Raw genomic sequence first — 22,830 nt, forward strand, 5'->3', positions numbered from 1 at the left:
GTGTGTCAGTTGTCGCCTTCCCGTTCCGCCAGGAAGCGCTCGAACTCCTTGCCGATCTCGTCGGCGGACGGGATGTCCACGGGTTCGGCGAGCATGTTGCCCCTGGATTCCGCGCCGGCAGCCGCGTCGTACTGGTGCTCCAGACCCTGGACGAGGGCCACGAGGTCCTCGTCGCCCTCCTGGATCTGGCGGTCGATCTCGGTCTGGGTGCGGTGGGCGTCGGTGCGCAGGCCGTGGGCGATGCCGGGCAGGACCATGCCGGTGGCGGCCGTGATGGCCTCCAGGACGGTCAGGGCGGCGTCGGGGTAGGGCGAGCGGGCGATGTAGTGCGGGACGTGCGCCGCGACGCCCAGGACGTCGTGGCCCGCCTCCATGAGCCGGTACTCGACGAGGGCCTCGGCGCTGCCGGGCACCTGCGCCTCCTCGAAGGGGCTGCGGTGGCCGGGGACGAGGTCGTGCCGGTTGCCGTGCGGGGTGAGGCCGACGGGCCGGGTGTGCGGGACGCCCATGGGGATGCCGTGGAAGTTCACGGACAGCCGGACGCCGAGCCGCTCCACGATCTGCTGGACGGCCGCGGCGAAGCGCTCCCATTCCACGTCCGGCTCCGGGCCCGACAGCAGCAGGAAGGGCGCTCCGGTGGCGTCCTGGACGAGTCGCACGTCGATCGTGGGCTCTTCGTAGTCCGTCCACCGGTCGCGCTTGAACGTGAGCAGCGGACGGCGGGCGCGGTAGTCCACGAGCCGGTCGTGGTCGAAACGGGCCACGACCTGGTTCGGCAGCGAGTCGAGCAGCCGGTCGACGATCTGGTCGCCGGTCTCGCCCGCGTCGATGTATCCGTCGAAGTGGTAGAGCATGACCAGACCGGCCGACTCCTGCGCGAGCGCCATGTCGACGACGGCGAGGCCCTTGGGCTCCCATGCGTACAAACCCTGCGGATCAAGCACAGTGACCGCTCCTCCTCGTGTTCATACGCTTCAACACGCCCTGGAACAGCGGCATTCCCATCCACGGCCCTGATCAGGCCATCTCTTACGGCCTTTTCATGTCAGCGGCCGAGAACACCGAAGGGCCGCACCTCGAAAGGTACGGCCCTTCAGTTCAAGAGCTACTGCTCAGTGAGCGTTCAGCTCTGGCCACCCGCGAGCTTCTCGCGGAGCGCGGCCAGCGCCTCGTCCGACGCGAGAGCGCCGGAGGTGTCCGCACCCTCGGAGGAGTACGAACCGCCACCGCCACCCGCGGCCGGAGCGGCACCCGCAGCGTCCCCGCCCTCGGCCGCGGCAGCGGCGTCGGCCTCACGGGACTTGATGACCTGCTGCTGGTGCTGCTCGAAGCGGGTCTGCGCCTCGGCGTACTGGTTCTCCCACACCTCACGCTGGGATTCGAAGCCCTCGAGCCAGTCGTTGGTCTCGGGGTCGAAGCCCTCGGGGTAGATGTAGTTGCCCTGGTCGTCGTACGACGCGGCCATGCCGTACAGGGTCGGGTCGAACTCGACCGTCGCCGGGTCGGCACCGAAGGCCTCGTTGGCCTGCTTCAGCGAGAGGCTGATGCGACGGCGCTCGAGGTCGATGTCGATGACCTTGACGAAGATCTCGTCGTTGACCTGGACGACCTGCTCCGGGATCTCCACGTGGCGCTCGGCCAGCTCGGAGATGTGGACCAGACCCTCGATGCCCTCGTCCACGCGGACGAACGCACCGAACGGAACCAGCTTCGTGACCTTGCCGGGCACGACCTGGCCGATCTGGTGGGTGCGGGCGAACTGCTGCCACGGGTCTTCCTGGGTCGCCTTCAGCGACAGGGAGACACGCTCGCGGTCCATGTCCACGTCGAGGACCTCGACGGTGACTTCCTGGCCGACCTCGACAACCTCGGACGGGTGGTCGATGTGCTTCCAGGAGAGCTCGGAGACGTGGACCAGACCGTCGACGCCACCCAGGTCCACGAAGGCACCGAAGTTGACGATCGAGGAGACCACGCCGGAGCGGACCTGACCCTTCTGGAGGGTCGTGAGGAACGTCTGGCGGACCTCGGACTGGGTCTGCTCCAGCCAGGCACGGCGGGACAGGACCACGTTGTTGCGGTTCTTGTCCAGCTCGATGATCTTGGCCTCGAGCTCCTTGCCCACGTAGGGCTGGAGGTCGCGGACACGGCGCATCTCGACGAGGGAAGCCGGGAGGAAGCCACGGAGGCCGATGTCGAGGATGAGACCACCCTTGACGACCTCGATGACGGTACCGGTGACGATCCCGTCCTCTTCCTTGATCTTCTCGATGGTGCCCCAGGCACGCTCGTACTGGGCGCGCTTCTTCGAGAGGATCAGGCGGCCTTCCTTGTCCTCCTTCTGGAGAACAAGGGCCTCGATCTCGTCACCGACGGCGACGACCTCATTGGGGTCGACGTCGTGCTTGATCGAGAGCTCGCGGCTCGGGATAACGCCTTCGGTCTTGTAACCGATGTCGAGCAGGACCTCGTCCCGGTCGACCTTCACGATGACGCCGTCGACGATGTCGCCGTCGTTGAAGTACTTGATCGTCTCGTCGATCGCGGCGAGGAAGGCTTCCTCGTTACCGATGTCGTTGACCGCTACCTGCGGGGTGGTGGCGGTGGTCTCGGTGCTGCTCGTCATGTGGGAAAGGGCTCCGGTACGGACATTGAAGTCGTAGGTACTGCTTACGCCGGGAGCCCGTTTCGCTCTGAAGAAGCCGGACAGCCAAGGAAGCGCCACACAAAACCACTGGTGGCGCCTCGAGAACCGAGGGGACATACAACAGATGCGAGCGCGACCTGCTACGTCTGAGGTGCGCAGGCCCGCAGCGCAACTTGTAGCATACGGGGGCAGCCGGACAGGGTCAATGCGCGAAGGCGCACACCCGGGGCGGATCGCCGCATACCCGGCACAAAACCTGTCCCACGAGGCCACGCGCGTGCGACGGCGTCCCTTTTATGACGGCCGCCGCGACCGGTCGGACGGAAGAGCCGCAGACTAATACGAGGGAGCCGATCATCCAAGAGCCCGCATCACACCAGCAGGAGTCCGACCCGGACGCGGAGTCGCAGGCCACCCGGCGTGACGCGGACGTCACCGAGAGCGCCCGCGCCAACCGTGGCTGGTGGGACCGCAACGCGGACGACTACCAGGTCGAGCACGGCACCTTCCTCGGCGACGACCGCTTCGTGTGGGGCCCCGAGGGCCTCGACGAGGTGGAGGCCGAGCTGCTGGGACCGCCCGAGGACCTCAAGGGGAAGGACGTCCTGGAGATCGGCGCCGGCGCGGCCCAGTGCGCGCGCTGGCTGGCCGCGCAGGGCGCCCGCCCGGTCGCCCTCGACATCTCGCACCGCCAGCTCCAGCACGCCTTGCGCATCGGTACGTCCTTCCCCCTGGTGTGCGCCGACGCGGGCGTCCTGCCCTTCGCGGACGGCTCCTTCGACCTGGCGTGCTCGGCGTACGGCGCGCTGCCGTTCGTCGCCGACCCGGTGCTGGTCCTCAAGGAGGTGCGCCGCGTGCTGCGCCCGGGCGGCCGCTTCGTCTTCTCGGTGACGCATCCGATCCGCTGGGCCTTCCCGGACGAGCCGGGCCCCGAGGGCCTGACCGTCTCGGCCTCCTACTTCGACCGCACGCCCTACGTCGAGCAGGACGAGAAGGGCCGCGCGGTGTACGTCGAGCACCACCGCACGATCGGCGACCGGGTGCGTGACGTCGTCGCGGGCGGCTTCCGCCTGGTCGACCTGGTCGAGCCGGAGTGGCCGGTCTGGAACACCTCGGAGTGGGGCGGCTGGTCCCCGCTGCGCGGGAATCTGATCCCCGGGTCCGCGATCTTCGTGTGCGAGCGCGACTGAGGCCTCCGGGCAGTCGTACGACACTGGGGGCGTGATCCGTTACGACGCCCTGGACTCCCTTCCCGTGCGCGGTGCGCTGTCCGCGCTGGGCGACGCCCTGGAGGGCCACGGCACGGCCGTCCTCGTCGCCCCGCCCGGCACCGGCAAGACGACCCTCGTGCCGCTGGCCCTCGCGGGCCTGCTGGACGCCGACGCACCCGCGCGCAAGGTGGTGGTCGCCGAGCCCCGCCGGATCGCCGCCCGCGCGGCCGCCCGGCGGATGGCGTGGCTGTTGGGCGAGCAGGTCGGCGGAAGCGTCGGCTACACCGTGCGCGGCGAGCGGGTGGTCGGACGGCACGCACGCGTGGAGGTCGTCACGACGGGTGTGCTGCTGCAGCGGCTCCAGCGCGACCAGGAACTGGCGGGCGTGGACGTGGTGGTCCTCGACGAGTGCCACGAGCGGCATCTGGACGCGGACACGACGGCGGCCTTCCTGTGGGACGTACGGCAGGCCCTGCGGCCGGAGCTGCGGCTGGTCGCCGCGTCCGCGACGACCGACGCGCAGGGGTGGGCGCGGCTGCTGGGCGACGCGCCCGTGGTCGAGGCGGCGGGTGAGTCGCATCCGGTGGAGGTCGTGTGGGCCCCGCCGACCCGGCCGGTGCGGCCGCCGCACGGCATGCGGGTCGATCCCGCGCTGCTCGCGCATGTGGCGTCGGTGGTGCGGCGGGCGCTGGCCGAGCGGGAGGGGGACGTGCTGTGCTTCCTGCCGGGCGTGGGCGAGATCGCCCGCGTGGCAGGGCAGTTGGGCGGTCTCGGCGACGTGGACGTGCTCCAGGTGCACGGGCGGGCCCCGGCGGCTGTGCAGGACGCCGTGCTGGCGGGCGGACAGCGGCGCCGGGTGGTGCTGGCGACCGCCGTGGCCGAGTCCTCCCTGACGGTGCCGGGCGTGCGGGTGGTCGTCGACTCGGGGCTGGCCCGGGAGCCGCGCGTGGACCACGCGCGCGGGTTGAGCGCGCTCGCGACCGTGCGGGCCTCGCAGGCGGCCGGACGGCAGCGGGCGGGGCGGGCCGGGCGACAGGCGCCGGGTGCGGTGTACCGGTGCTGGGCGGAGGCCGAGGACGCGCGGCTGCCGCGCTTCCCGTCGCCGGAGATCAAGGTGGCCGACCTGACGGCGTTCGCGTTGCAGGTGGCCTGCTGGGGCGATCCGGACGCGTCCGGCCTCGCCCTGCTGGATCCGCCGCCGGGCGGGGCGATGGCGGCCGCGCGGACCGCTCTCGCGGCGGTGGACGCCGTGGACCCGGCCGGTCATGCCACGGAGCGGGGTGTCCGGCTGGCGCGGCTGGGGCTGCATCCGCGGCTGGGACGGGCGCTCCTGGACGCGGCCGTGCCGGTCGGGGGCGAGCGTGCCGCCGAGGTCGTCGCGCTGCTGAGCGAGGAGGCACCGCGGGAGTACGGGGACGACCTCGCGGGCGCGTTGCGGGCCGCCCGGCGCGGGGGTGACGCCTACGCGGGGCGGTGGCGGGCGGAGGTGCGACGGTTGCGGGGCCTGGTGGCGGAGTCCCCGCGCTCGCCCGTGCCCCCAGGTTCCCGTCCTGCGGACCTCGGCGAGGACGGCGTCGCCGGGCTCGTGGCAGCCCTGGCGTTCCCCGAGCGTGTGGCCAGGGCCGACGGCGGCTCCTACCTCATGGCCTCCGGGACCCGCGCCGAACTCCCGGCCGGCTCCCCGCTGCGCGGTGCCCCCTGGATCGCCGTCGCCGTGGCGGACCGTCCCGTCGGGAAGGGGCACGCGCGCGTGCAGCTGGCAGCGGTGACCGACGAGCAGACGGCCAGGTCGGCGGCGGCCTCCCTGTACTCCGAGCGCCAGGAGGTGCACTGGGCCGACGGGGACGTCGTGGCCCGGCGGGTGGAGCGGCTCGGGGCGATCGAGCTCGCGGTACGGCCGTTGCGGAACGCCGACCCCGTCCTCGTGCGCGAGGCGCTTCTCGAAGGGCTGCGCGAGGACGGTCCGCGGCTGCTGCGGTGGACGCCCGACGCCGAGGTGCTGAGGCAGCGGCTCGCATTCCTCCGCCACCACCTGGGCGACCCGTGGCCCGACGTCTCCGACGAGGCCCTGCACGCGCGCGTGGACGAGTGGCTGGAGCCCGAGCTGAGCCGTGCCCGGCGCCGGGCCGACCTGGCGCGAGTGGACGCCGGAGAGGCTCTGCGGAGGCTGCTCCCGTGGGCCTCGGGGGATGCCTCGCGGCTCGACGAGTTGGCGCCCGAGCGGATCGCCGTACCGAGCGGGTCCAGGATCCGGATCGACTACGGCACCCCCGAACAGCCCGTCCTCGCGGTGAAGTTGCAGGAGATGTTCGGGCTGCAGGAGTCGCCCCGGGTCGCCGGTGTCCCCCTGCTCGTGCATCTCCTCTCCCCCGCCGGACGCCCGGCCGCGGTCACCGCCGACCTCGCCTCCTTCTGGAAGGACGGCTACAAGGGGGTTCGGGCGGAGTTGCGCGGCCGGTATCCGAAGCATCCGTGGCCGGAGGACCCGGCGGGCGCCGAGGCGACGCGGTACACCAACGCGCGGCTCAGGCGGTGACCGGTTCGGGTGCGTCGACCTTCGCGGGGGCCGGGCGGCGGCTGCGGGCTTCGAGCAACAGCGCCAGGGCCAGCAGCAGGACGCCCAGGGACAGGAAGCCCCACGGCAGGTAGGAGGTCATGAGGAGGACGAGGGTGCGGTTCGACTTGACCAGGTCGACGGTGTGCTCGATGTAGTCCTCGCGCATCTTCACGTGCCCGGCGAAGGCGGTGACCTTCGCGCGGTCGCCGAGGAGGGAGCCGCCGCGCAGCTCCTCCTTGTGGATCTCCTCGCCGTAGACGGGGGCGCCGGTGAGGGGCTCGACCCAGAACTTGCGGACCGTGGTGTACCAGCGGGTGGTGCCGGTCCTGGCGACGGACTCGGGGGTGATCCCCTTGACCGGCATGGTCTTGGGGAAGGGCACCTTGGTCCACGGAATGGTCTGCTCGAAGTAGTAGACCTCGACGCCGCGGAAGGTCCGCGTGCCCTCGTAGTGGATGGGGTTGGTGGTGCGGGTCTGCGCGTCGAAGTACTCGTAGTCCCGTTTCTCCGTCAGGAAGGGCCACTTGAACTCGATGCCGGTGCGCTTGACGGGGTCGCCGTCGACCATCTCGCCGGGCGCGTGGACGGGGGCCTGGCTGTGGGCGTCGAAGATGTAGCGCTCGGGGATCTCGGAGACCATCTTGCCGTCGGGGCCCTGGACGTACGACAGCCCGTCCCAGACGACGACGTCCCGCCCGGCCGTCTTCTCGATCTTCTCGGATGCCTCCACGTCGCCCTTGAGGGTCTGCACGATGGTGACCTTCGGGACCTTCTTCGCGGTCATCGTGCCGTAGTCGAGGAGGGTCGCGTTCCTCGCCTCCAGGACCATGTCCTGGTACTGGTTCGCCGGGATCTTGGCCAGGCGCGGGAAGGCGTACCAGCGCAGCAGCGGGGACAGCGCCGCGAAGAACACGGCGAGGGCGAGCAGGACCAGGCTGGTCTTGCGGCGCATCTCGGCCTCCCGGGCGGACGGTTACGGGTGTGCGGGCACCGTGGTCAGCAGCGGCTTGGGGGATGTACTGCCGGCAGGGGTGCCCAGTGCGGTGATGGTGAGGATCAGTGCGAACGCGAGGACGAGGCCGGTCGCGGCGGCGATCAGGGCGCGCATGTCTGCCTCCCTGCGGGCGGGAACTGATACATCGTCAGATCCGGCACGGTAGCAACGCCCGGGCGAGATGAGAACAGGTCGCGCACGCACGAAGGGCGCCCTGTCCGCCGTAGCGGAAAGGACGCCCTCGGAGGTGGGTCCGGCGGCTATGAACTCGCGCTGGGACTGGGCGAGGGGCTCGCGGAGGTGTCCGCGGCGGCGGCCACGGTCAGCGTCACGTCGAGGGTCGCGCCGCCCGCGGTGGTGATACGGAGCAGATAGGTGCCGGTGGTGTCGTCGGCGTAGAGCTGCGGCAGCTTCAGCACACCGTCCGCGTCCGTCGTGAGGCCCGTCAGGGTGCGGACGGTCTTGCCGTCGGCGTCCTTGAAGTAGGGGCCCTTGTCGTTCTCGGTCGCGTCGTCGGCCGACTTGATCAGGGTGGCGGTGGCGGCGACCTTGTCGGCGACGGCGTCCTTGTAGGTGGCCTTCACCTGGACCACGTCGGCGAACTGGCCGCCCGGGGTGCAGGTCAGCGCGGTGTCGGCGGTGCGGACGAGGGTGTCGGCGACGCGCTGGGTCACGTTGGCCGTGTAGATGGGCCCGGTGACGGTACGGCCGATGAGGGTGGCGCGGACCGCGAAGGCGCCGGTGGTCTCGCCCGCCTGGAGCGCGGGCGCGGTGGCCACGCCGGAGCTGTCGGTCAGCGCGGTGGCGACCTTTTCGCCGCCGGTGAAGGCGGCGTCGGTGTCGCCGACGATCGTGAAGCGGACCCGGACCTTGGCGACGCCCTTGCCGGCGGCGTTCTCGGCCTTGGTGCTGATGTTCTCGGTGAACGCGTCGCCCGCCATGGCGGTGAGCTTCGCGGTGCCCGCGTCCTCCAGGTGGTCCACGGACTGGGTGGGCGTGACGGGCGTCGTCGGAGGCGTGGTGGGGGTCCCGGACGGGGGCCGGGGTGTCACGGGCGGGGTCGGGCTCGGCGAGCCGGGCGTGCTCGGCTTCGAGGGGTGCGGGGTCGAGGGCGACGAGGGCGTGGAGGTCGAACCATCGCTGCTGCCGCCGTCGCTGCGGTTGCCCGGGACGGTACCGGTGCCGTCCGGGATCTCGTGGGTGCCCTTGCGGTAGTACTCCAGCCACGACAGGACCGTGTCCAGGTAGTGCCGCGAGGGGTTGTAGCTGAGGATCGCGTCTTCCAGGCCGGCGCTGGTCGCCAGGTCCCAGTTGTTGCGGCACAGGTAGTGGCCCGCGGCGAGGGAGGCGTCGTAGATGTTGTTCGGGTCCTTCACCCCGTCGCCGTTGCCGTCGCGGCCGGCCCACGCCCAGGTGGAGGGGATGAACTGCATGGGTCCGACGGCCGAGTCGTAGGCGGTGTCGCCGTCGTAGGCACCGTTGTCGGTGTCCTTGATGAGTGCGAAGCCGTTGCCGTCGAGCTGCGGGCCGAGGATCTTGGAGGTGGTGGTGCCGTCCGCGTCGACGCGGCCGCCGCGGGCCTGACCGGACTCGACCTGGCCGATGGCGGCGAGCAGCTGCCAGGGCAGATGGCAGCCGGGCTTGGACGCCTGGAGCTCGTTCGCGGCCTTCTTGTAGGCGTCGAGGACGGTCGCGGGTATGCCCGCCTCGCTCTCGACCGGGGTGGCGGTGGCGGAGGTGCCGCTGGTCGGCGCGGGGGCAGGGGTGTTCAGCGGAGGCAGGTCCGTGTAGTACGGCGAATTGCCCGTCGCGCCGTTCCCGGCGGCCGGATCGGGGGAGGCTTCGGCACCGGCGGCGGTCGATCTGCCGTTGTCGTCGGCCGTGACCCCCGGGGCCTGGGAGGCTGACAGTGCCGCGACCGCGAGTGCTGCCACGGCGGTGGTCGTCGCCCCTTTGGCCAGCCTCCTGCCGAATTGCGCCGCCATAAAGTGAACCCCTCCTGTGGACGCCCGAGCGCCCTTCTCCGTCTGTCGCTCTCGTCCCGTTGAGACAGTCGAATCGCTCTTGAGGTTGCCCCCGTGACGCGCGGCAATTCCTGATGCGTACCTTTCGACCGAGCTCCCCGGCGCGGTGACCCGTGTGACCCTACGACAACTTCCTTTCCTCGGACACCGGTTCGTGCCCGATATTCACCGGTTGGCCATGTTCGATCGGTGCGGGTTCGCGTCGCCCATACTGGACGGAGCCGATCACCCGGGCCGCTGCCCGGCCAACACCCGCCGCGAGGAGCCCCGTTGCCGTTCACCCTGAGCCACGCGGCGGCGGTCCTGCCCGCGGTGCGCCCCGACGGAAGCGGGCGGGGCCGACTGGTTCCGGCCGTGCTGGTGGCCGGATCCTTCTCGCCCGACATGACCTACTACGCGGCAAGTGTCGTTTCGGGAGCGATGGAGTTCGGCACCGTCACGCACTCCTTCCCCGGCGTCTTCACGATCGACGTGCTGGTCGCCTGGGCGCTGATGGGCCTGTGGCTGCTGCTGCGAGAACCCCTGGTGGCCCTGCTGCCCCGCCGCGGCCAGGGCAGGGTGGCGACGCTGCTGCGCTGCGGCACGCCACGCGCACGCGTGCGTACGGCACTGGTGCTGCGCTGGTACGCCTCCGCCGCCCTCGGAGCACTGACCCACGTCGTGTGGGACGCGTTCACGCACCACGACAGATGGGGGATGCGCCTGTTCCCCGTCCTGGGCCTGGACGTGGCCGGCTCCCCCCTCTACTGGTACCTGCAGTACGGCGGTTCGGCGCTGGCCGCGGTGGTGATCGCCGTGTTCTGCGTGCACGCACTGCGCCGGACCCCCGCGGCGACCTCGGCACCGGGCGTCCCCGTCCTGTCCACGCGGGACAGATGGTGGGCCGTGGCCGGGATCGGCGGGTGCATGACGGTGGCCGCGCTGCAGCGGGCCTCGCGGTGGTGGGCGTACTGGGGTTCCACCGCGAAGCCCTGGGAACTGATCCCGACCCTCTGCTTCGGCGCGGGCGCCGGCCTGGTCCTCGGGGTACTGCTGTACGCCACCGCGGTCAGGCTGTGGCGCCCGGCCCCGGCGTCCGCCGCCCGGGAAGAGACCGGTCTCCCGCTCGCTCGCTGACGGTGTCCGCAGTCCCCGCGATGAACACCGTCATGGTGGGCATCGGCCGGGACCGGGGCAGCAGGGTGAGGGCGAGCGCGAGATAACCGAGCACCAGCTCGCCCCACAGCCGATACCCGGACGGCTCCTCCGCTACGACGTCCCGGTCCCGGCGGGTCACACGGTGCCGCAGATCCGCCCCGGCGTGACGCAGAGTGCCGGCGAGGCGGGCCGTCATGCGGGGTCCAGCCGCCCTGGCCCTCACCCCGCGCAGGAGCGTCACGAGATCGACGGGAACACGGGCGGTGCTTGCGGCGGCCGCGTGGGCCGGAACCGGGGCGCGTACGGACGAGGCCTTGCCGGCGCGCACCTGACCCTGCGCCCGTCCCGGGACCGCCCTGCGATGGAGCATGCGTATACCCATGACGGCATCCTGGCCGGGGGCACGGCAGGGGGCGCTGCCGCGGGGGCCACGCGGGTGAAGACAGCTGCGCTGGGCTGGAGCCGCGTGCCTATGGGAGTGCCGGGTTCGGTTGTCGGGCGGGTGCGGGTCCGTCGTGGCTGGTCGCGCAGTTCCCCGCGGGCAGCTGCGCTGGGCTTGGACCGGGCGCCACCGGGGGTGCCGGATCAGGTGGTCGGGCGGGTGCGGGTCCGTCGTGGCTGATCGCGCAGTTCCCCGCGCCCCTGGGGGTTGCAGTGACCCTGCGCTCGGACGGGCCGTTCGCCACCTCGCGCGCCGCAACGGACCGCAGACCACCTCGCGCGCCACCACGGGCCGTTCGCCGGACCGTGCGGCACTACGGGGCGCAAGCCGCGTACGGCGCGCAGGGGACGGGGTGGGGGGTGTCCGCCCGCAGCGGCCGGCGTCCGTTACCGAGCCCCTTCTCAAGCAACAGCAACCGCCGGACCGAGGACGGATACCCCCCACCCCGGCCCCGACCCCACCACCGGGGCCCATGCGCTACGCACGCCCCCGCCGAACCCGCGCAGGCCGCCGCAGGCATCCAGGGGCGCGGGGAACTGCGCAAAACCCCCGCCCCCACCGAACCCGCAGGCTAATGAGCAGCAGACTCCCAATCCCCCCCATCCCCCACCGAAACCCCCAACGGCACCCGAAGCTCCACCGCGTCGGACATCTCCCGCCGCACGATCTCCTCCGCGGCCGCCCGCTCCCCCGGCGCGACCTCCAGCACGATTTCGTCGTGGACCTGCAGCAGCATGCGCGAGGCGAGCCCGGCCTCCCGCAGCGCTCCGTCCACCTTGAGCATCGCGATCTTGACGATGTCCGCCGCCGTCCCCTGGATCGGCGCGTTGAGCGCCATCCGCTCGGCCGCCTCACGCCGCTGACGGTTGTCGCTGTTGAGGTCGGGCAGATACCGCCGGCGCCCGAAGAGCGTCGCCGTGTACCCGGTCGCCCGCGCCTCGTCGACGGCCCGGCGCAGATAGTCCCGCACCCCGCCGAACCGCTCGAAGTACGCGTCCATCAACGCACGCGCCTCCCCCGCGTCGATGTTCAGCTGCTGCGAGAGCCCGAACGCCGACAACCCGTACGCCAGCCCGTACGACATCGCCTTGATCTTGCGCCGCATCTCCGCGTCGACCGCACCGGGCTCGACCGCGAAGACCTGGGAGGCGGCCGTGGTGTGGAGGTCCTCCCCCGAGGTGAACGCCTCGATGAGCCCCGCGTCCTCGGACAGGTGGGCCATCACCCGCAGCTCGATCTGGCTGTAGTCCGCGGTCATGAGGGACTCGAAGCCCTCCCCCACCACGAACCCGCGCCGGATGGCCCGCCCCTCGTCCGTACGGACGGGGATGTTCTGGAGGTTCGGGTCCGTGGACGACAGACGTCCGGTGGCCGCGACCGTCTGGTTGAACGTCGTGTGGATACGGCCGTCCGCGGCGATCGTCTTGATCAGGCCCTCCACGGTCACCCGCAGCTTGGCCTGCTCACGGTGCCGGAGCATGATCACCGGCAGTTCGTTGTCCGTCTGGGTGGCGAGCCAGGCCAGCGCGTCGGCGTCCGTCGTGTACCCGGTCTTCGTCTTCTTCGTCTTCGGCAGGCCCAGCTCGCCGAAGAGGACTTCCTGGAGCTGCTTGGGCGAGCCGAGGTTGAACTCGTGCCCGGCCGCCGCGTGGGCCTCCTTCACGGCCTGCTGGACCGCCCCGGCGAACATCTGCTCCATGGCCTCCAGATGGGCCCGGTCGGCCGCGATGCCGTGCCGCTCCATCCGGGCCAGCAGGGCGGAGGTGGGCAGCTCCATGTCCCGCAGCAGATCGGCCGCGCCGACCTCCTCCAGGCGGCCCTCGAATGCGGTGCCGAGGTCGAGGACGGCTCGGGCCTGGACCATCAGCGCCTCGGCCTCGGCGCCGTCGTCCGCGCCGAAGGCGAGCTGCCCGTCGGCCGCGGCGGCGGGCGCCAGCTCCCGGCCCAGGTACTCCAGCGACAGCGCGTCCAGGTCGAAGGACCGGCGCCCCGGCTTGACGAGGTACGCGGCGAGCGCGGTGTCCATGCCGACCCCGGCGACGCTCCAGCCGTGCTCGGCGAAGACCCGCATGGCGCCCTTGGCGTTGTGCAGCACCTTGGGCCGGTCGGCGTCGGCGAGCCAGGCGGTCCAGGCCCGCTCGTCGGCCTCGTCCAGCTCGGCCGGGTCGAACCAGGCGGCGGCCCCGCCGGACGCGGCGAGCGCGACCTCGGCGACCGAGCCGGTGCCGAGGGCCCAGGTGTCGACGGTGGCCAGACCCAGGGGCTGCTGCGCGCCGTGCTCGGCGAGCCAGCCGGCCAGCTCGCCGGTGCCGAGCACCGTGCCGTCCACCGCCACGCCGGGCGCGGCGGCCGGGGTCCCCTCGGCCTCCTCGGCGCCTGGGTCGACGGCCAGCAGCCGCTCCCGCAGGGAGGGGTTCCTGATCTCCAGGGTGTCGAGGATCATCGCCAGCGTCTTGCGGTCGTACGGCAGGCGCTCCAGGTCGGTGACCGTCTTCGGCAGCTCCACCGTGCGCACCATCTCGGTGAGGCGGCGGTTGAGCTTCACGGCCTCCAGGTGGTCGCGGAGGTTCTGCCCGGCCTTGCCCTTGACCTCCTCGACGCGCTCGACCAGCTCCGCGAACGAACCGAACTGGTTGATCCATTTCGCGGCGGTCTTCTCGCCGACGCCGGGGATGCCGGGGAGGTTGTCGGACGGGTCGCCGCGCAGGGCCGCGAAGTCGGGGTACTGGGCGGGCGTCAGGCCGTACTTCTCGAAGACCTTCTCCGGGGTGAACCGGGTCAGCTCCGAGACGCCCTTCGTCGGGTACAGCACGGTGGTGTGCTCGGAGACCAGCTGGAAGGAGTCGCGGTCACCGGTGACGATCAGCACCTCGAAGCCGGCGGCCTCGGCCTGGGTGGCGAGGGTGGCGATGACGTCGTCGGCCTCGAAGCCGTCGACCGCGAACCGCGAGACGTGCATCGCGTCGAGGACCTCGCCGATCAGCTCGACCTGGCCCTTGAACTCGTCGGGGGTCTTGGAGCGGTTGGCCTTGTACTCCGTGAACTCCTCGGAGCGCCAGGTCTTGCGGGACACGTCGAAGGCCACCGCGAAGTGCGTGGGGGCCTCGTCACGCAGGGTGTTGGCCAGCATCGAGGCGAAGCCGTAGATCGCGTTGGTCGGCTGGCCGGTCGCGGTGGTGAAGTTCTCCGCGGGCAGCGCGAAGAACGCGCGATAGGCCAGCGAGTGCCCGTCCATGAGCATCAGGCGCGGGCGGGTGCCACCGGGGCTGTTGTCGGTCTTCTTCGCTGCTGTCTCTGCCACGCCCCCGATCCTGCCACGCCCCACTGACAGTCGGACCCGCCCGCCGCCGACGCCACGCGAGGCCGGGCCCGTCCCCGCTCACCGCGGGCCCGGCAAACAGCGCTGTCACCGGCGCGTGCGAGGATCGGAGACGTACCTCACCGGTGTGCGCGAAGGAGACAGTCCGATGGCCACGAAGCCGCCCAAGGGTGATCCGGTTCAGGACGCTCCCCAGGTCACCGAACCGAAGCACGCGGCGGCCGGGCTCCCGGCCATCGGCCACACCCTGCGGATCGCCCAGCAGCAGATGGGCGTGAAGCGCACCGCGTTGACGCTGCTGCGCGTCAACCAGAAGGACGGCTTCGACTGCCCCGGCTGCGCCTGGCCGGAGCCCGACCACCGGCACGCGGCCGAGTTCTGTGAGAACGGCGCGAAGGCGGTCGCCGAGGAAGCCACCCTGCGCCGCATCACCCCCGAGTTCTTCGCCGCGCACCCCGTCGCGGACCTCGCGACCAGGAGCGGCTACTGGCTGGGCCAGCAGGGGCGGCTCACGCATCCCATGTACGTCGCCGAGGGCGGCACCCACTACGAACCGGTGACCTGGGAGCGCGCCTTCGACATCATCGCCGAGGAGATCACCGCTCTCGGCTCGCCCGACGAGGCCGTCTTCTACACCTCGGGCCGCACCAGCAACGAGGCCGCGTTCCTCTACCAGCTCTTCGCCCGTGAGCTCGGCACGAACAACCTGCCGGACTGCTCCAACATGTGCCACGAGTCGTCCGGTTCGGCGCTCAGCGAGACCATCGGCATCGGCAAGGGCAGCGTCCTGCTCGGCGACCTCTACAAGGCCGACCTGATCATCGTCGCCGGACAGAACCCGGGCACCAACCACCCCCGCATGCTCTCCGCCCTGGAGAAGGCGAAGGCGAACGGCGCGCGGATCATCAGCGTCAACCCGCTGCCCGAGGCCGGCCTGGAGCGCTTCAAGAACCCGCAGACCCCCCAGGGCATGCTCAAGGGCGCCGCGCTCAACGACCTGTTCCTGCAGATCCGCATCGGCGGCGACCAGGCCCTCTTCCGCCTCCTCAACAAGCTGATCCTGGAGACCGAGGGCGCCGTCGACGAGGCCTTCGTCGGCGAACACACCCACGGCTACGAGGAGTTCGCCGAGGCCGCCCGCGCCGCCGACTGGGACGAGACGCTCACCGCGACCGGCCTCACGCGCGCGGAGATCGAGGAAGCCCTGCGGATGGTCCTCGCCTCGGAGCGGACCATCGTCTGCTGGGCCATGGGCCTGACCCAGCACAAGCACTCCGTGCCCACCATCCGCGAGGTCGTCAACTTCCTTCTCCTGCGCGGCAACATCGGCCGCCCCGGCGCCGGCGTCTGCCCGGTCCGCGGCCACTCCAACGTCCAGGGCGACCGCACCATGGGCATCTTCGAACGCCCCGCGCCCGCCTTCCTGGACGCCCTGGAGAAGGAGTTCGGCTTCGCGCCGCCGCGCGAGCACGGCTTCGACGTCGTCCGTGCCATCCGCGCCCTGCGGGACGGCGAGGCCAAGGTCTTCTTCGCCATGGGCGGCAACTTCGTCTCCGCCTCCCCCGACACCGACGTCACGGAGGCCGCCATGCGGCGCGCCCGGCTGACCGTGCACGTGTCGACCAAGCTCAACCGCTCGCACGCGGTCACGGGCGCGCGTGCCCTGATCCTGCCCACCCTGGGCCGCACCGAGCGCGACCTCCAGGGCAGTGGCGAGCAGTTCGTGACCGTCGAGGACTCCATGGGCATGGTGCACGCCTCCCGGGGCCGCCTGGAGCCCGCGAGCGGGCAGTTGCTGTCCGAGCCCGCCATCGTGTGCCGCCTGGCCCGCCGGGTCCTCGGGGAGAACAGCGCCACCCCGTGGGAGGAGTTCGAGAAGGACTACGCCACCATCCGGGACCGCATCGCCCGCGTGATCCCCGGCTTCGAGGACTTCAACGCGCGCGTGGCCCGTCCCGGCGGCTTCACCCTGCCGCACGCCCCGCGCGACGAGCGCCGCTTCCCCACCGCCACCGGCAAGGCCAACTTCACCGCCGCGCCCGTCGAGTACCCCGCGCTGCCCGAAGGGCGGCTGCTGCTGCAGACGCTGCGCTCGCACGACCAGTACAACACCACGATCTACGGCCTCGACGACCGCTACCGGGGCATCAAGAACGGCCGCCGGGTCGTCCTGGTCAACCCCGGGGACGCCGACCGGCTCGGTCTCGCCGACGGGTCGTACGTCGACCTCGTCGGCGAGTGGAAGGACGGCGTGGAGCGGCGGGCCCCCGGATTCCGGGTCGTGCACTACCCGACCGCACGGGGATGCGCGGCCGCGTACTACCCCGAGACCAACGTCCTGGTACCGCTGGACTCCACCGCCGACACCAGCAACACCCCGGCCAGCAAGTCCGTCGTCGTGCGTCTGGAACAATCGACAACCGACTGAGCGTTTGCTCAGCACAGGAAGTCGTAGTGACCAGGACGAACGGAGCCCGGCCCCATGGGTGAGCAGCAGCACGTCACGTTCCCGCAGGAGGTCATCGACGAGTACGCGGCGCTCGGCGTCGACCTCGTCGCCATGTTCTCGGCCGGGCACCTGGGCAGCCGCATGGGCGTGCAGATCGTCGAGGCCTCGGCCGACCGGGTCGTCGGCACCATGCCCGTCGAGGGCAACACCCAGCCGTACGGTCTGCTGCACGGCGGCGCCTCGGCCGTGCTCGCCGAGACCCTCGGGTCCGTGGGCTCGATGCTGCACGCCGGAAGCTCCAAGATCGCGGTGGGGGTCGACCTGAACTGCACCCACCACCGCGGAGTGCGCTCGGGACTGGTGACCGGAGTGGCCACCCCGGTGCACCGGGGCCGCTCCACCGCGACGTACGAGATCGTGATCAGCGACGAGGAGCAGCGCCGGGTCTGCACCGCCCGCCTGACCTGCCTGCTCCGCGACGCCCCCACCCGCTAGCACCTGCCGGGCCGGTCGGGCCAGAACACGACATGCGACGCGTCCTGGCCCGACCCCACGGGATCCGGCAGCCCCAAGGCGGAGAAGGCCGTGCCCCACGGCGGCAGCGGGCCCGGCGGCCGGACCGCCCCGGCGAGCCCCTGCCGCCCCGGCGGCCCACCCACGGACCCTCGGCACCTCCAACCGCCACAACCACCCACCGACGCGACACCGCCACGGCCACCCACTGACGCGCCACGGCCACGGGCCCCCCACCGACGCGACACCGCCCACGCACGCGCCCACCGGCCCACCGAAACCGTCGGCCCCGCCAAGACCGCCGACCCACCGAAACCGTCGGCCCCGCCAAGACCGCCGACCCACCGAAACCGTCGGCCCCGCCAAGACCGCCGGCCCACCGCAACCGTCGGCCCTGTCAAGACGGCCGGCCCACCGCAACCGTCGGCGCACGAGCGAGCCATACGGCAGGCCCCCTGCGTGCCCGCAGCACCACACGTCGGCGGACGACGGCAGCACTGCCGACCCCGCGAGGGAGCGCGCACCGGCTGGGCACCGGCCGTCGGCTCCCCTACCGTTCTCCCATGACCGGTATCGGCCCCGTCGAGCCCGTCGACTCGCCGGATTCCGGAGCGAGTTACGACGTCATCGGCACCGACGGGCCCCGGCTGACGGACCGTTGGGGCGCGCGGTGGCGCGGTATGTCACCGCGCGGCCGCAGGGCCGCCCTGGGAGCCGGCGCGATCGCCCTGCTGGCGGCCGGAGTTCTCGTGCCCCTCACCCACTCCGAGGACCGTCCCCCCGAACCGGAACCCACCCCCGCTCCCTGGCCCGCCAACGTCACCGCCTGGCGCTACCTGGGCTCCGCCGGACTGCCCGAGACCCCCGGCGCCCACCCCACCAGCGGCCGTTTCCGCTTCGCCGTCGACGTCCACAGCGGGCCCCCCGTCACCCTCCAGGTCACCGGCGCCGCCTTCCCCGGCCTCACCGCCCACGCCCTGCCCGAGGCGTTCACGGTGCACACCGGCACCACACGCCGGGTCACCGTGGAGATATCGGTTTCCGACTGCTCGGGTCTGCCACTGAATGCCGACCTACCATTTCTTGACGTAACGCTCCGTAACACGCGCGCAATACAGCATCACAGCTTCATCTTCGGCCGGGCGTACTCCGACGACCTTTTCCGGCTCCTCCGGGGCGCCTGCACCCCGGTGTCGGCGCCACAGGCCGGACGGCCAACCGGAAGTGCAGGTTCTCAAAATGCGGACTGAGGGGAAATTCCGCCAAAACGGCTGAGAGCCCCCTCCACGGAAGCCCGCCATCCACCACGTCATAACAAGAAAGTCACAAGCCCGCGCACAGCGATGCCCCTTCCCACAAACCGGGCTTAGAGTCACGGCCAGTCACCGCTCCATCGGGAGTTCGGTAAAGCGCGGGCACCAGCCGCACCCACGAGGGGGCGCGTGCCTGCGGAAAGGAATGATTGTGCGACGTTCCATGGTGATCCTGACCTCCGTCATGGCGACGGGGGCTCTCACACTCACCGCCTGCGGCTCCCGAGACGACAAGGGCGGCGACAGTGACAGCGGGGGTGGCACCACCCTCACCATAGGCGTGGACGCCCCGCTCTCCGGCGAGAACTCCACCACCGGTCTCGGCATCCAGTACGGCGCCCAGATCGCCGTCGACGACGCCAACAAGAACAAGCTCGTCCCGGGCGTCACCTTCAAGCTGAAGGCCTACGACGACAAGGCGCAGCCGGCCACCGGCCAGTCCAACGCCACCGCGATCACCGGCGACAAGACCGCCGTCGGCGCCGTCGGCCCGCTGAACTCCGGCGTCGCCCAGTCGATGCAGCAGGTGTTCGCCTCGGCCAACATGGTCGAGATCTCCCCCTCGAACACCAACCCCGCCCTGACCCAGGGCAAGGACTGGCAGACGGCCAAGAAGCGTCCCTACAAGACGTACTTCCGCACCGCCACCACCGACGAGCTCCAGGGCAGCTTCGCCGCCGACTACGCGTACAACGGCCTCAAGAAGAAGAAGGTCTTCGTCGTCGACGACAAGCAGACCTACGGCGCCGGCCTCGCGAAGATCTTCAACGAGCAGTTCAAGAAGCTCGGCGGCACCGTGGTCGGCACCGACCACGTCAACACCGGCGACAAGGACTTCGGCTCCCTCGTCACCAAGATCAAGACCTCCGGCGCGGACCTCCTCTACTACGGTGGCCAGTACGACGAGTCGTCGCTGATCACCAAGCAGATGAAGGACGGCGGAGTCAAGATCCCGCTCTTCGGCGGCGACGGCATGTTCGCCTCCACCTACATCGAGACCGCGGGTGCCGCCTCCGAGGGCGACCTCGCCACCGCCGTCGGCGTCCCCGCCGACACCCTGCCCGCCGCGAAGACCTTCATCGAGACCTACAAGGCCAAGGGCTACAAGGGTGACTACGGCGCCTACGGCGCGTACTCCTACGACGCCGCCACCGCCATCATCAAGGCCGTGAAGGCCGCCGTCGACGCCAACGACGGCAAGGTCCCCAGCGACATCAACGCCCTGCGCTCCTCCGTCGTCGACGCCGTCCAGAAGTCCGACTTCGAAGGCATCTCCGGCAAGGTCTCCTTCGACGAGTACGGCGACACCACCAACAAGCAGCTCACCGTCTACCAGGTCACCAAGGGTGCGTGGAAGGCTGTGAAGACCGGCACCGCCAGCTAGTCCGGTCCCAGACGGAAACGGCATCACCTCACCACGGGCCGCGCGGAAGGGGACCCCGACCGCGCGGCCCTTGCCACACCCCACCCCTGCACGCGATCTGTGCACACGACCACCAGCGACAATGGAGGCCACGCGGTGAACACCCTGCCGCAGCAGCTGGCCAACGGGCTGCTCCTAGGCTCGATGTACGGGCTCATCGCCATCGGCTACACGATGGTGTACGGCATCGTCCAGCTCATCAACTTCGCGCACGGCGAGATCTTCATGACCGGGGCCTTCGGCGCCTTCACGGTCTACTTCTACATCCTTCCCGACGGCGTCTCGATGGCCGTAGCCGTCCCCCTGATGCTGGTCGGCGGCGGCATCGTCGCGATCCTCATCGCGGTCGGAGCGGAACGGTTCGCCTACCGGCCCCTGCGCGGAGCACCACGGCTCGCACCGCTCATCACCGCGATCGGCCTCTCCCTGGCCCTCCAGGAAGTCGTCCGCAACTTCTACCCCGGCGCCGACCGCGCCGTCGCCTTCCCCGGCCTCGACGCCACCCACGAAATCGGCTCCGTCACCATCAAGGACGCCGACATCTTCCTCATCGTGGCCGCCATCATCTGCATGTCCGCCCTCGCCTTCTTCGTCCGCAAGTCCCGCACCGGCCGCGCCATGCAGGCCACCGCCCAGGACCCGGACACCGCACAGCTCATGGGCATCGACACCAACCGCATCATCGTCATCGCCTTCGCCATCGGCGGCTTCTTCGCCGCGGTCGCCGCCGTCGCCTACGGCCTCAAGTACGGCAACATCGACTACCGCATGGGCTTCCTGATGGGCCTCAAGGCCTTCACCGCGGCAGTCCTCGGCGGCATCGGCAACATCTACGGCGCCATGCTCGGCGGCCTCGTCCTCGGCGTCGCCGAGACCCTCGCCTCCGCCTACATCGACGGCATCCCCGGCATGGACAAGCTCGGCGGCCAGAGCTGGGCCAACGTCTGGGCCTTCGCGCTCCTCATCATCGTTCTCCTCGTCAGGCCACAAGGCCTGCTCGGCGAACGCGTCGCGGACAGGGCGTGACCACCATGACCGACACCACCACCCGCGGCCTGATCCCGCTGCCCCTCGCGGCGGCCCGCGCGCTCCTCCTCGTCGGCGGCGTCGCCACCGCCGCCTCCGCCTTCCTCGCCTGGACCTGGACCAGCGAGTTCCCCGGCGACCTCACCATCAGCGGCTACCCCGGCGGCCTCCAGTGGCTGACCTTCATCGCCGGCCTCCTCACCACCGTCTTCGCCCTCTCCGCGTACGACGTCCGGGGCCTGCGCTGGCTCATCCCCGCCCGCAACAACGCCCCCCTCGCCCTCACCGCCATCGGCGGCTTCGGCGTCACCTGGTACACGGTCGTCTCGATCGCCGCCGAACTCGGCGGACTCGCCAACCTCGAACCGGGCGGCTGGGTCGCGGCCATCGCCTCCCTCCTCCCCGTCATCGGCGCCTTCGCCCTCCCCGAGCCGCGCACCGAGAGCACCAAGGAAAACCTCAAGGCGTACCTCGCCAAGCCCGACGGCATCCCCGCCCCGGCGCCCCTCAGCCCCTGGCTGGAGCGCGCGGTCATCACCGTCGCCACGATCATCGGCCTGGCCGTCTTCACCTACGGCATCGACACCGAGTACGGCGAGCTCTTCGTCGGCTACCTCATCGTCGTCGTCTTCGCCGTCTGGGCCCTGCACACCGCGGGCCTCATGGACCGCTTCTCCCGGATCGTCGCCCACAACCGCAGCTTCACGCTCGCCATGGGCTTCGCCGCCGCGATCGCGTTCCCCTTCACCCAGACCGACGACCACTACGCCAACATCGGCGTCAACATCCTGATCTTCGGCACGGTCGCCCTCGGCCTGAACATCGTCGTCGGCCTCGCGGGCCTCCTCGACCTCGGATACGTCGCCTTCCTCGGCGTCGGCGCCTACACCGCCGCCCTCGTCTCCGGCTCCGAGTTCTCCCGCTTCTCCGGCGTCCACTTCCCCTTCTGGGCCGCCGCCCTCGCCGGCGCCGCCGCATCGCTGATCTTCGGCGTCCTCATCGGCGCCCCCACCCTGCGACTGCGCGGCGACTACCTCGCCATCGTCACCCTCGGCTTCGGAGAGATCTTCCGCATCGCCGTCAACAACATGGACGGCGAATCCGGCCCGGACATCACCAACGGACCCAACGGCATCCCGTCCATCCCGGACCTCAACTTCTTCGGGTTCAACCTCGGCGAGGCGCACGACATCGCCGGCTTCACCATCGGCCGGTTCGCCAACTACTACCTGCTCATGGTCCTGATCATGGCCATCGTGGTCCTCGTCTACACCCGCGCCGCCGACTCCCGCATCGGCCGCTCCTGGATCGCCATCCGCGAGGACGAGACCGCCGCCACCGCCATGGGCATCAACGGCTTCCGCGTCAAGCTCATCGCCTTCGCCCTCGGCGCCGCACTCGCCGGCCTCGCCGGCACCGTCAGCGCCCACGTCACCTACAGCGTCGTCCCGACGCCGTACCAGTTCGCGGGCTCGACACCCCCCAACTCGGCCTTCCTCCTCGCCGCGGTCGTCCTCGGCGGCATGGGCACGGTCGCAGGCCCCATCCTCGGCGCCGCACTCCTCTACCTGCTGCCCGAGAAGCTGGTGTTCCTCCAGGACAAGTCGCTGCTGGCCTTCGGCATCGCCCTCATCCTGCTGATGCGCTTCCGCCCCGAAGGCATCATCGCCAACCGTCGCCGCCAACTCGAATTCCACGAGACCGGCCAACTCGACGTACCAGAAACAACAACCCTGACCGGCGAACCCGCTGCCGTCACCAAGGCGGGGGCGTGA

The 22,830-nt window shown here is 71.0% G+C and carries 16 protein-coding genes; 9 read left to right on the forward strand and 7 right to left on the reverse strand.

Features of this window, described 5'->3' with window-relative positions:
• Positions 1-5 precede the first annotated feature (5 nt).
• Both IOD14_RS33185 and rpsA read right to left on the reverse strand, forming a co-directional pair.
• Positions 6-944 (reverse strand): PAC2 family protein, encoded by a 939-nt coding sequence (locus IOD14_RS33185; protein ID WP_123988503.1) that lies wholly within the window; start codon positions 942-944, stop codon positions 6-8.
• Positions 945-1,123: 179 nt separating this feature from the next.
• Entirely contained in the window at positions 1,124-2,626 is a 1,503-nt protein-coding gene (gene rpsA, locus IOD14_RS33190) for a 30S ribosomal protein S1 (RefSeq protein WP_123988504.1), read from the reverse strand.
• 317 nt (positions 2,627-2,943) lie between these two features.
• Between rpsA and IOD14_RS33195 the strand changes: the two genes are divergently transcribed.
• Positions 2,944-3,837, forward strand: coding sequence for a class I SAM-dependent methyltransferase (locus IOD14_RS33195; protein WP_174269094.1), 894 nt, complete (start codon positions 2,944-2,946; stop codon positions 3,835-3,837).
• Positions 3,838-3,868: 31 nt separating this feature from the next.
• Positions 3,869-6,394 carry an ATP-dependent helicase HrpB gene (gene hrpB, locus IOD14_RS33200; protein ID WP_212672278.1) on the forward strand — a complete coding sequence of 842 codons (2,526 nt, stop codon included), beginning with the start codon at positions 3,869-3,871 and terminating at the stop codon, positions 6,392-6,394.
• Here hrpB and IOD14_RS33205 read toward each other — a convergent pair.
• The 3 genes from IOD14_RS33205 to IOD14_RS33215 form a co-directional block, all read right to left on the reverse strand.
• Positions 6,384-7,367, reverse strand: a complete 984-nt coding sequence (locus IOD14_RS33205; RefSeq protein WP_212672279.1) for a DUF3068 domain-containing protein — start codon at positions 7,365-7,367, stop codon at positions 6,384-6,386. The two genes, hrpB and IOD14_RS33205, sit on opposite strands and share 11 nt — an antisense overlap.
• A 21-nt stretch (positions 7,368-7,388) precedes the next feature.
• Positions 7,389-7,523 carry an SPW_0924 family protein gene (locus IOD14_RS33210; protein ID WP_123988507.1) on the reverse strand — a complete coding sequence of 45 codons (135 nt, stop codon included), beginning with the start codon at positions 7,521-7,523 and terminating at the stop codon, positions 7,389-7,391.
• Positions 7,524-7,669: 146 nt separating this feature from the next.
• Positions 7,670-9,394 (reverse strand): lytic transglycosylase domain-containing protein, encoded by a 1,725-nt coding sequence (locus IOD14_RS33215; RefSeq protein ID WP_212672280.1) that lies wholly within the window; start codon positions 9,392-9,394, stop codon positions 7,670-7,672.
• Between the two features lie 309 nt (positions 9,395-9,703).
• On the opposite strand from IOD14_RS33215, the gene IOD14_RS33220 reads away from it, so the two are divergent.
• Positions 9,704-10,549, forward strand: a complete 846-nt coding sequence (locus IOD14_RS33220; RefSeq protein ID WP_212672281.1) for a DUF4184 family protein — start codon at positions 9,704-9,706, stop codon at positions 10,547-10,549.
• Here the strand turns inward: IOD14_RS33220 and IOD14_RS33225 are convergent.
• The gene (locus IOD14_RS33225) at positions 10,482-10,952 is read right to left on the reverse strand and encodes a hypothetical protein (protein ID WP_212672282.1); all 471 of its coding nucleotides are present in this window, start codon (positions 10,950-10,952) and stop codon (positions 10,482-10,484) included. The genes IOD14_RS33220 and IOD14_RS33225 overlap by 68 nt on opposite strands.
• 631 nt (positions 10,953-11,583) lie before the next feature.
• Positions 11,584-14,313 (reverse strand): DNA polymerase I, encoded by a 2,730-nt coding sequence (gene polA / locus IOD14_RS33230; RefSeq protein ID WP_212672283.1) that lies wholly within the window; start codon positions 14,311-14,313, stop codon positions 11,584-11,586.
• 166 nt (positions 14,314-14,479) lie between these two features.
• On the opposite strand from polA, the gene IOD14_RS33235 reads away from it, so the two are divergent.
• The 6 genes from IOD14_RS33235 to IOD14_RS33260 all read left to right on the forward strand — a co-directional run bounded on the left by IOD14_RS33235 (position 14,480) and on the right by IOD14_RS33260 (position 22,830).
• Positions 14,480-16,759 carry an FdhF/YdeP family oxidoreductase gene (locus tag IOD14_RS33235; protein ID WP_212672284.1) on the forward strand — a complete coding sequence of 760 codons (2,280 nt, stop codon included), beginning with the start codon at positions 14,480-14,482 and terminating at the stop codon, positions 16,757-16,759.
• 54 nt (positions 16,760-16,813) lie between these two features.
• Entirely contained in the window at positions 16,814-17,275 is a 462-nt protein-coding gene (locus IOD14_RS33240; protein WP_123988512.1) for a hotdog fold thioesterase, read from the forward strand.
• A gap of 581 nt (positions 17,276-17,856) precedes the next feature.
• Entirely contained in the window at positions 17,857-18,543 is a 687-nt protein-coding gene (locus IOD14_RS33245; RefSeq protein ID WP_212672285.1) for a hypothetical protein, read from the forward strand.
• A gap of 226 nt (positions 18,544-18,769) precedes the next feature.
• A complete protein-coding gene (locus IOD14_RS33250; RefSeq protein WP_123992577.1) occupies positions 18,770-19,990 on the forward strand; it encodes a branched-chain amino acid ABC transporter substrate-binding protein in 1,221 nt (406 codons plus the stop codon).
• 135 nt (positions 19,991-20,125) lie between these two features.
• A complete protein-coding gene (locus IOD14_RS33255) occupies positions 20,126-21,055 on the forward strand; it encodes a branched-chain amino acid ABC transporter permease (RefSeq protein WP_031041929.1) in 930 nt (309 codons plus the stop codon).
• 5 nt (positions 21,056-21,060) lie between these two features.
• Complete coding sequence (locus IOD14_RS33260) at positions 21,061-22,830, forward strand: branched-chain amino acid ABC transporter permease (protein WP_212673445.1); 1,770 nt, start codon at positions 21,061-21,063, stop codon at positions 22,828-22,830.

Origin of the sequence: Streptomyces sp. A2-16, assembly GCF_018128905.1 — a bacterium.
GTDB lineage: Bacteria > Actinomycetota > Actinomycetes > Streptomycetales > Streptomycetaceae > Streptomyces.

What these genes read in the sequence shown, in the direction of transcription:
- rpsA (WP_123988504.1), bottom strand. Translation starts at nt 2,626, where the DNA reads ATGACGAGCAGCACCGAGACCACCGCCACCACCCCGCAGGTAGCGGTC.
- IOD14_RS33195 (WP_174269094.1), top strand. Translation starts at nt 2,944, where the DNA reads ATGACGGCCGCCGCGACCGGTCGGACGGAAGAGCCGCAGACTAATACG.
- IOD14_RS33205 (WP_212672279.1), bottom strand. Translation starts at nt 7,367, where the DNA reads ATGCGCCGCAAGACCAGCCTGGTCCTGCTCGCCCTCGCCGTGTTCTTC.
- IOD14_RS33210 (WP_123988507.1), bottom strand. Translation starts at nt 7,523, where the DNA reads ATGCGCGCCCTGATCGCCGCCGCGACCGGCCTCGTCCTCGCGTTCGCA.
- IOD14_RS33215 (WP_212672280.1), bottom strand. Translation starts at nt 9,394, where the DNA reads ATGGCGGCGCAATTCGGCAGGAGGCTGGCCAAAGGGGCGACGACCACC.
- IOD14_RS33225 (WP_212672282.1), bottom strand. Translation starts at nt 10,952, where the DNA reads ATGGGTATACGCATGCTCCATCGCAGGGCGGTCCCGGGACGGGCGCAG.
- IOD14_RS33235 (WP_212672284.1), top strand. Translation starts at nt 14,480, where the DNA reads ATGGCCACGAAGCCGCCCAAGGGTGATCCGGTTCAGGACGCTCCCCAG.
- IOD14_RS33240 (WP_123988512.1), top strand. Translation starts at nt 16,814, where the DNA reads ATGGGTGAGCAGCAGCACGTCACGTTCCCGCAGGAGGTCATCGACGAG.
- IOD14_RS33245 (WP_212672285.1), top strand. Translation starts at nt 17,857, where the DNA reads ATGACCGGTATCGGCCCCGTCGAGCCCGTCGACTCGCCGGATTCCGGA.
- IOD14_RS33250 (WP_123992577.1), top strand. Translation starts at nt 18,770, where the DNA reads ATGGTGATCCTGACCTCCGTCATGGCGACGGGGGCTCTCACACTCACC.
- IOD14_RS33260 (WP_212673445.1), top strand. Translation starts at nt 21,061, where the DNA reads ATGACCGACACCACCACCCGCGGCCTGATCCCGCTGCCCCTCGCGGCG.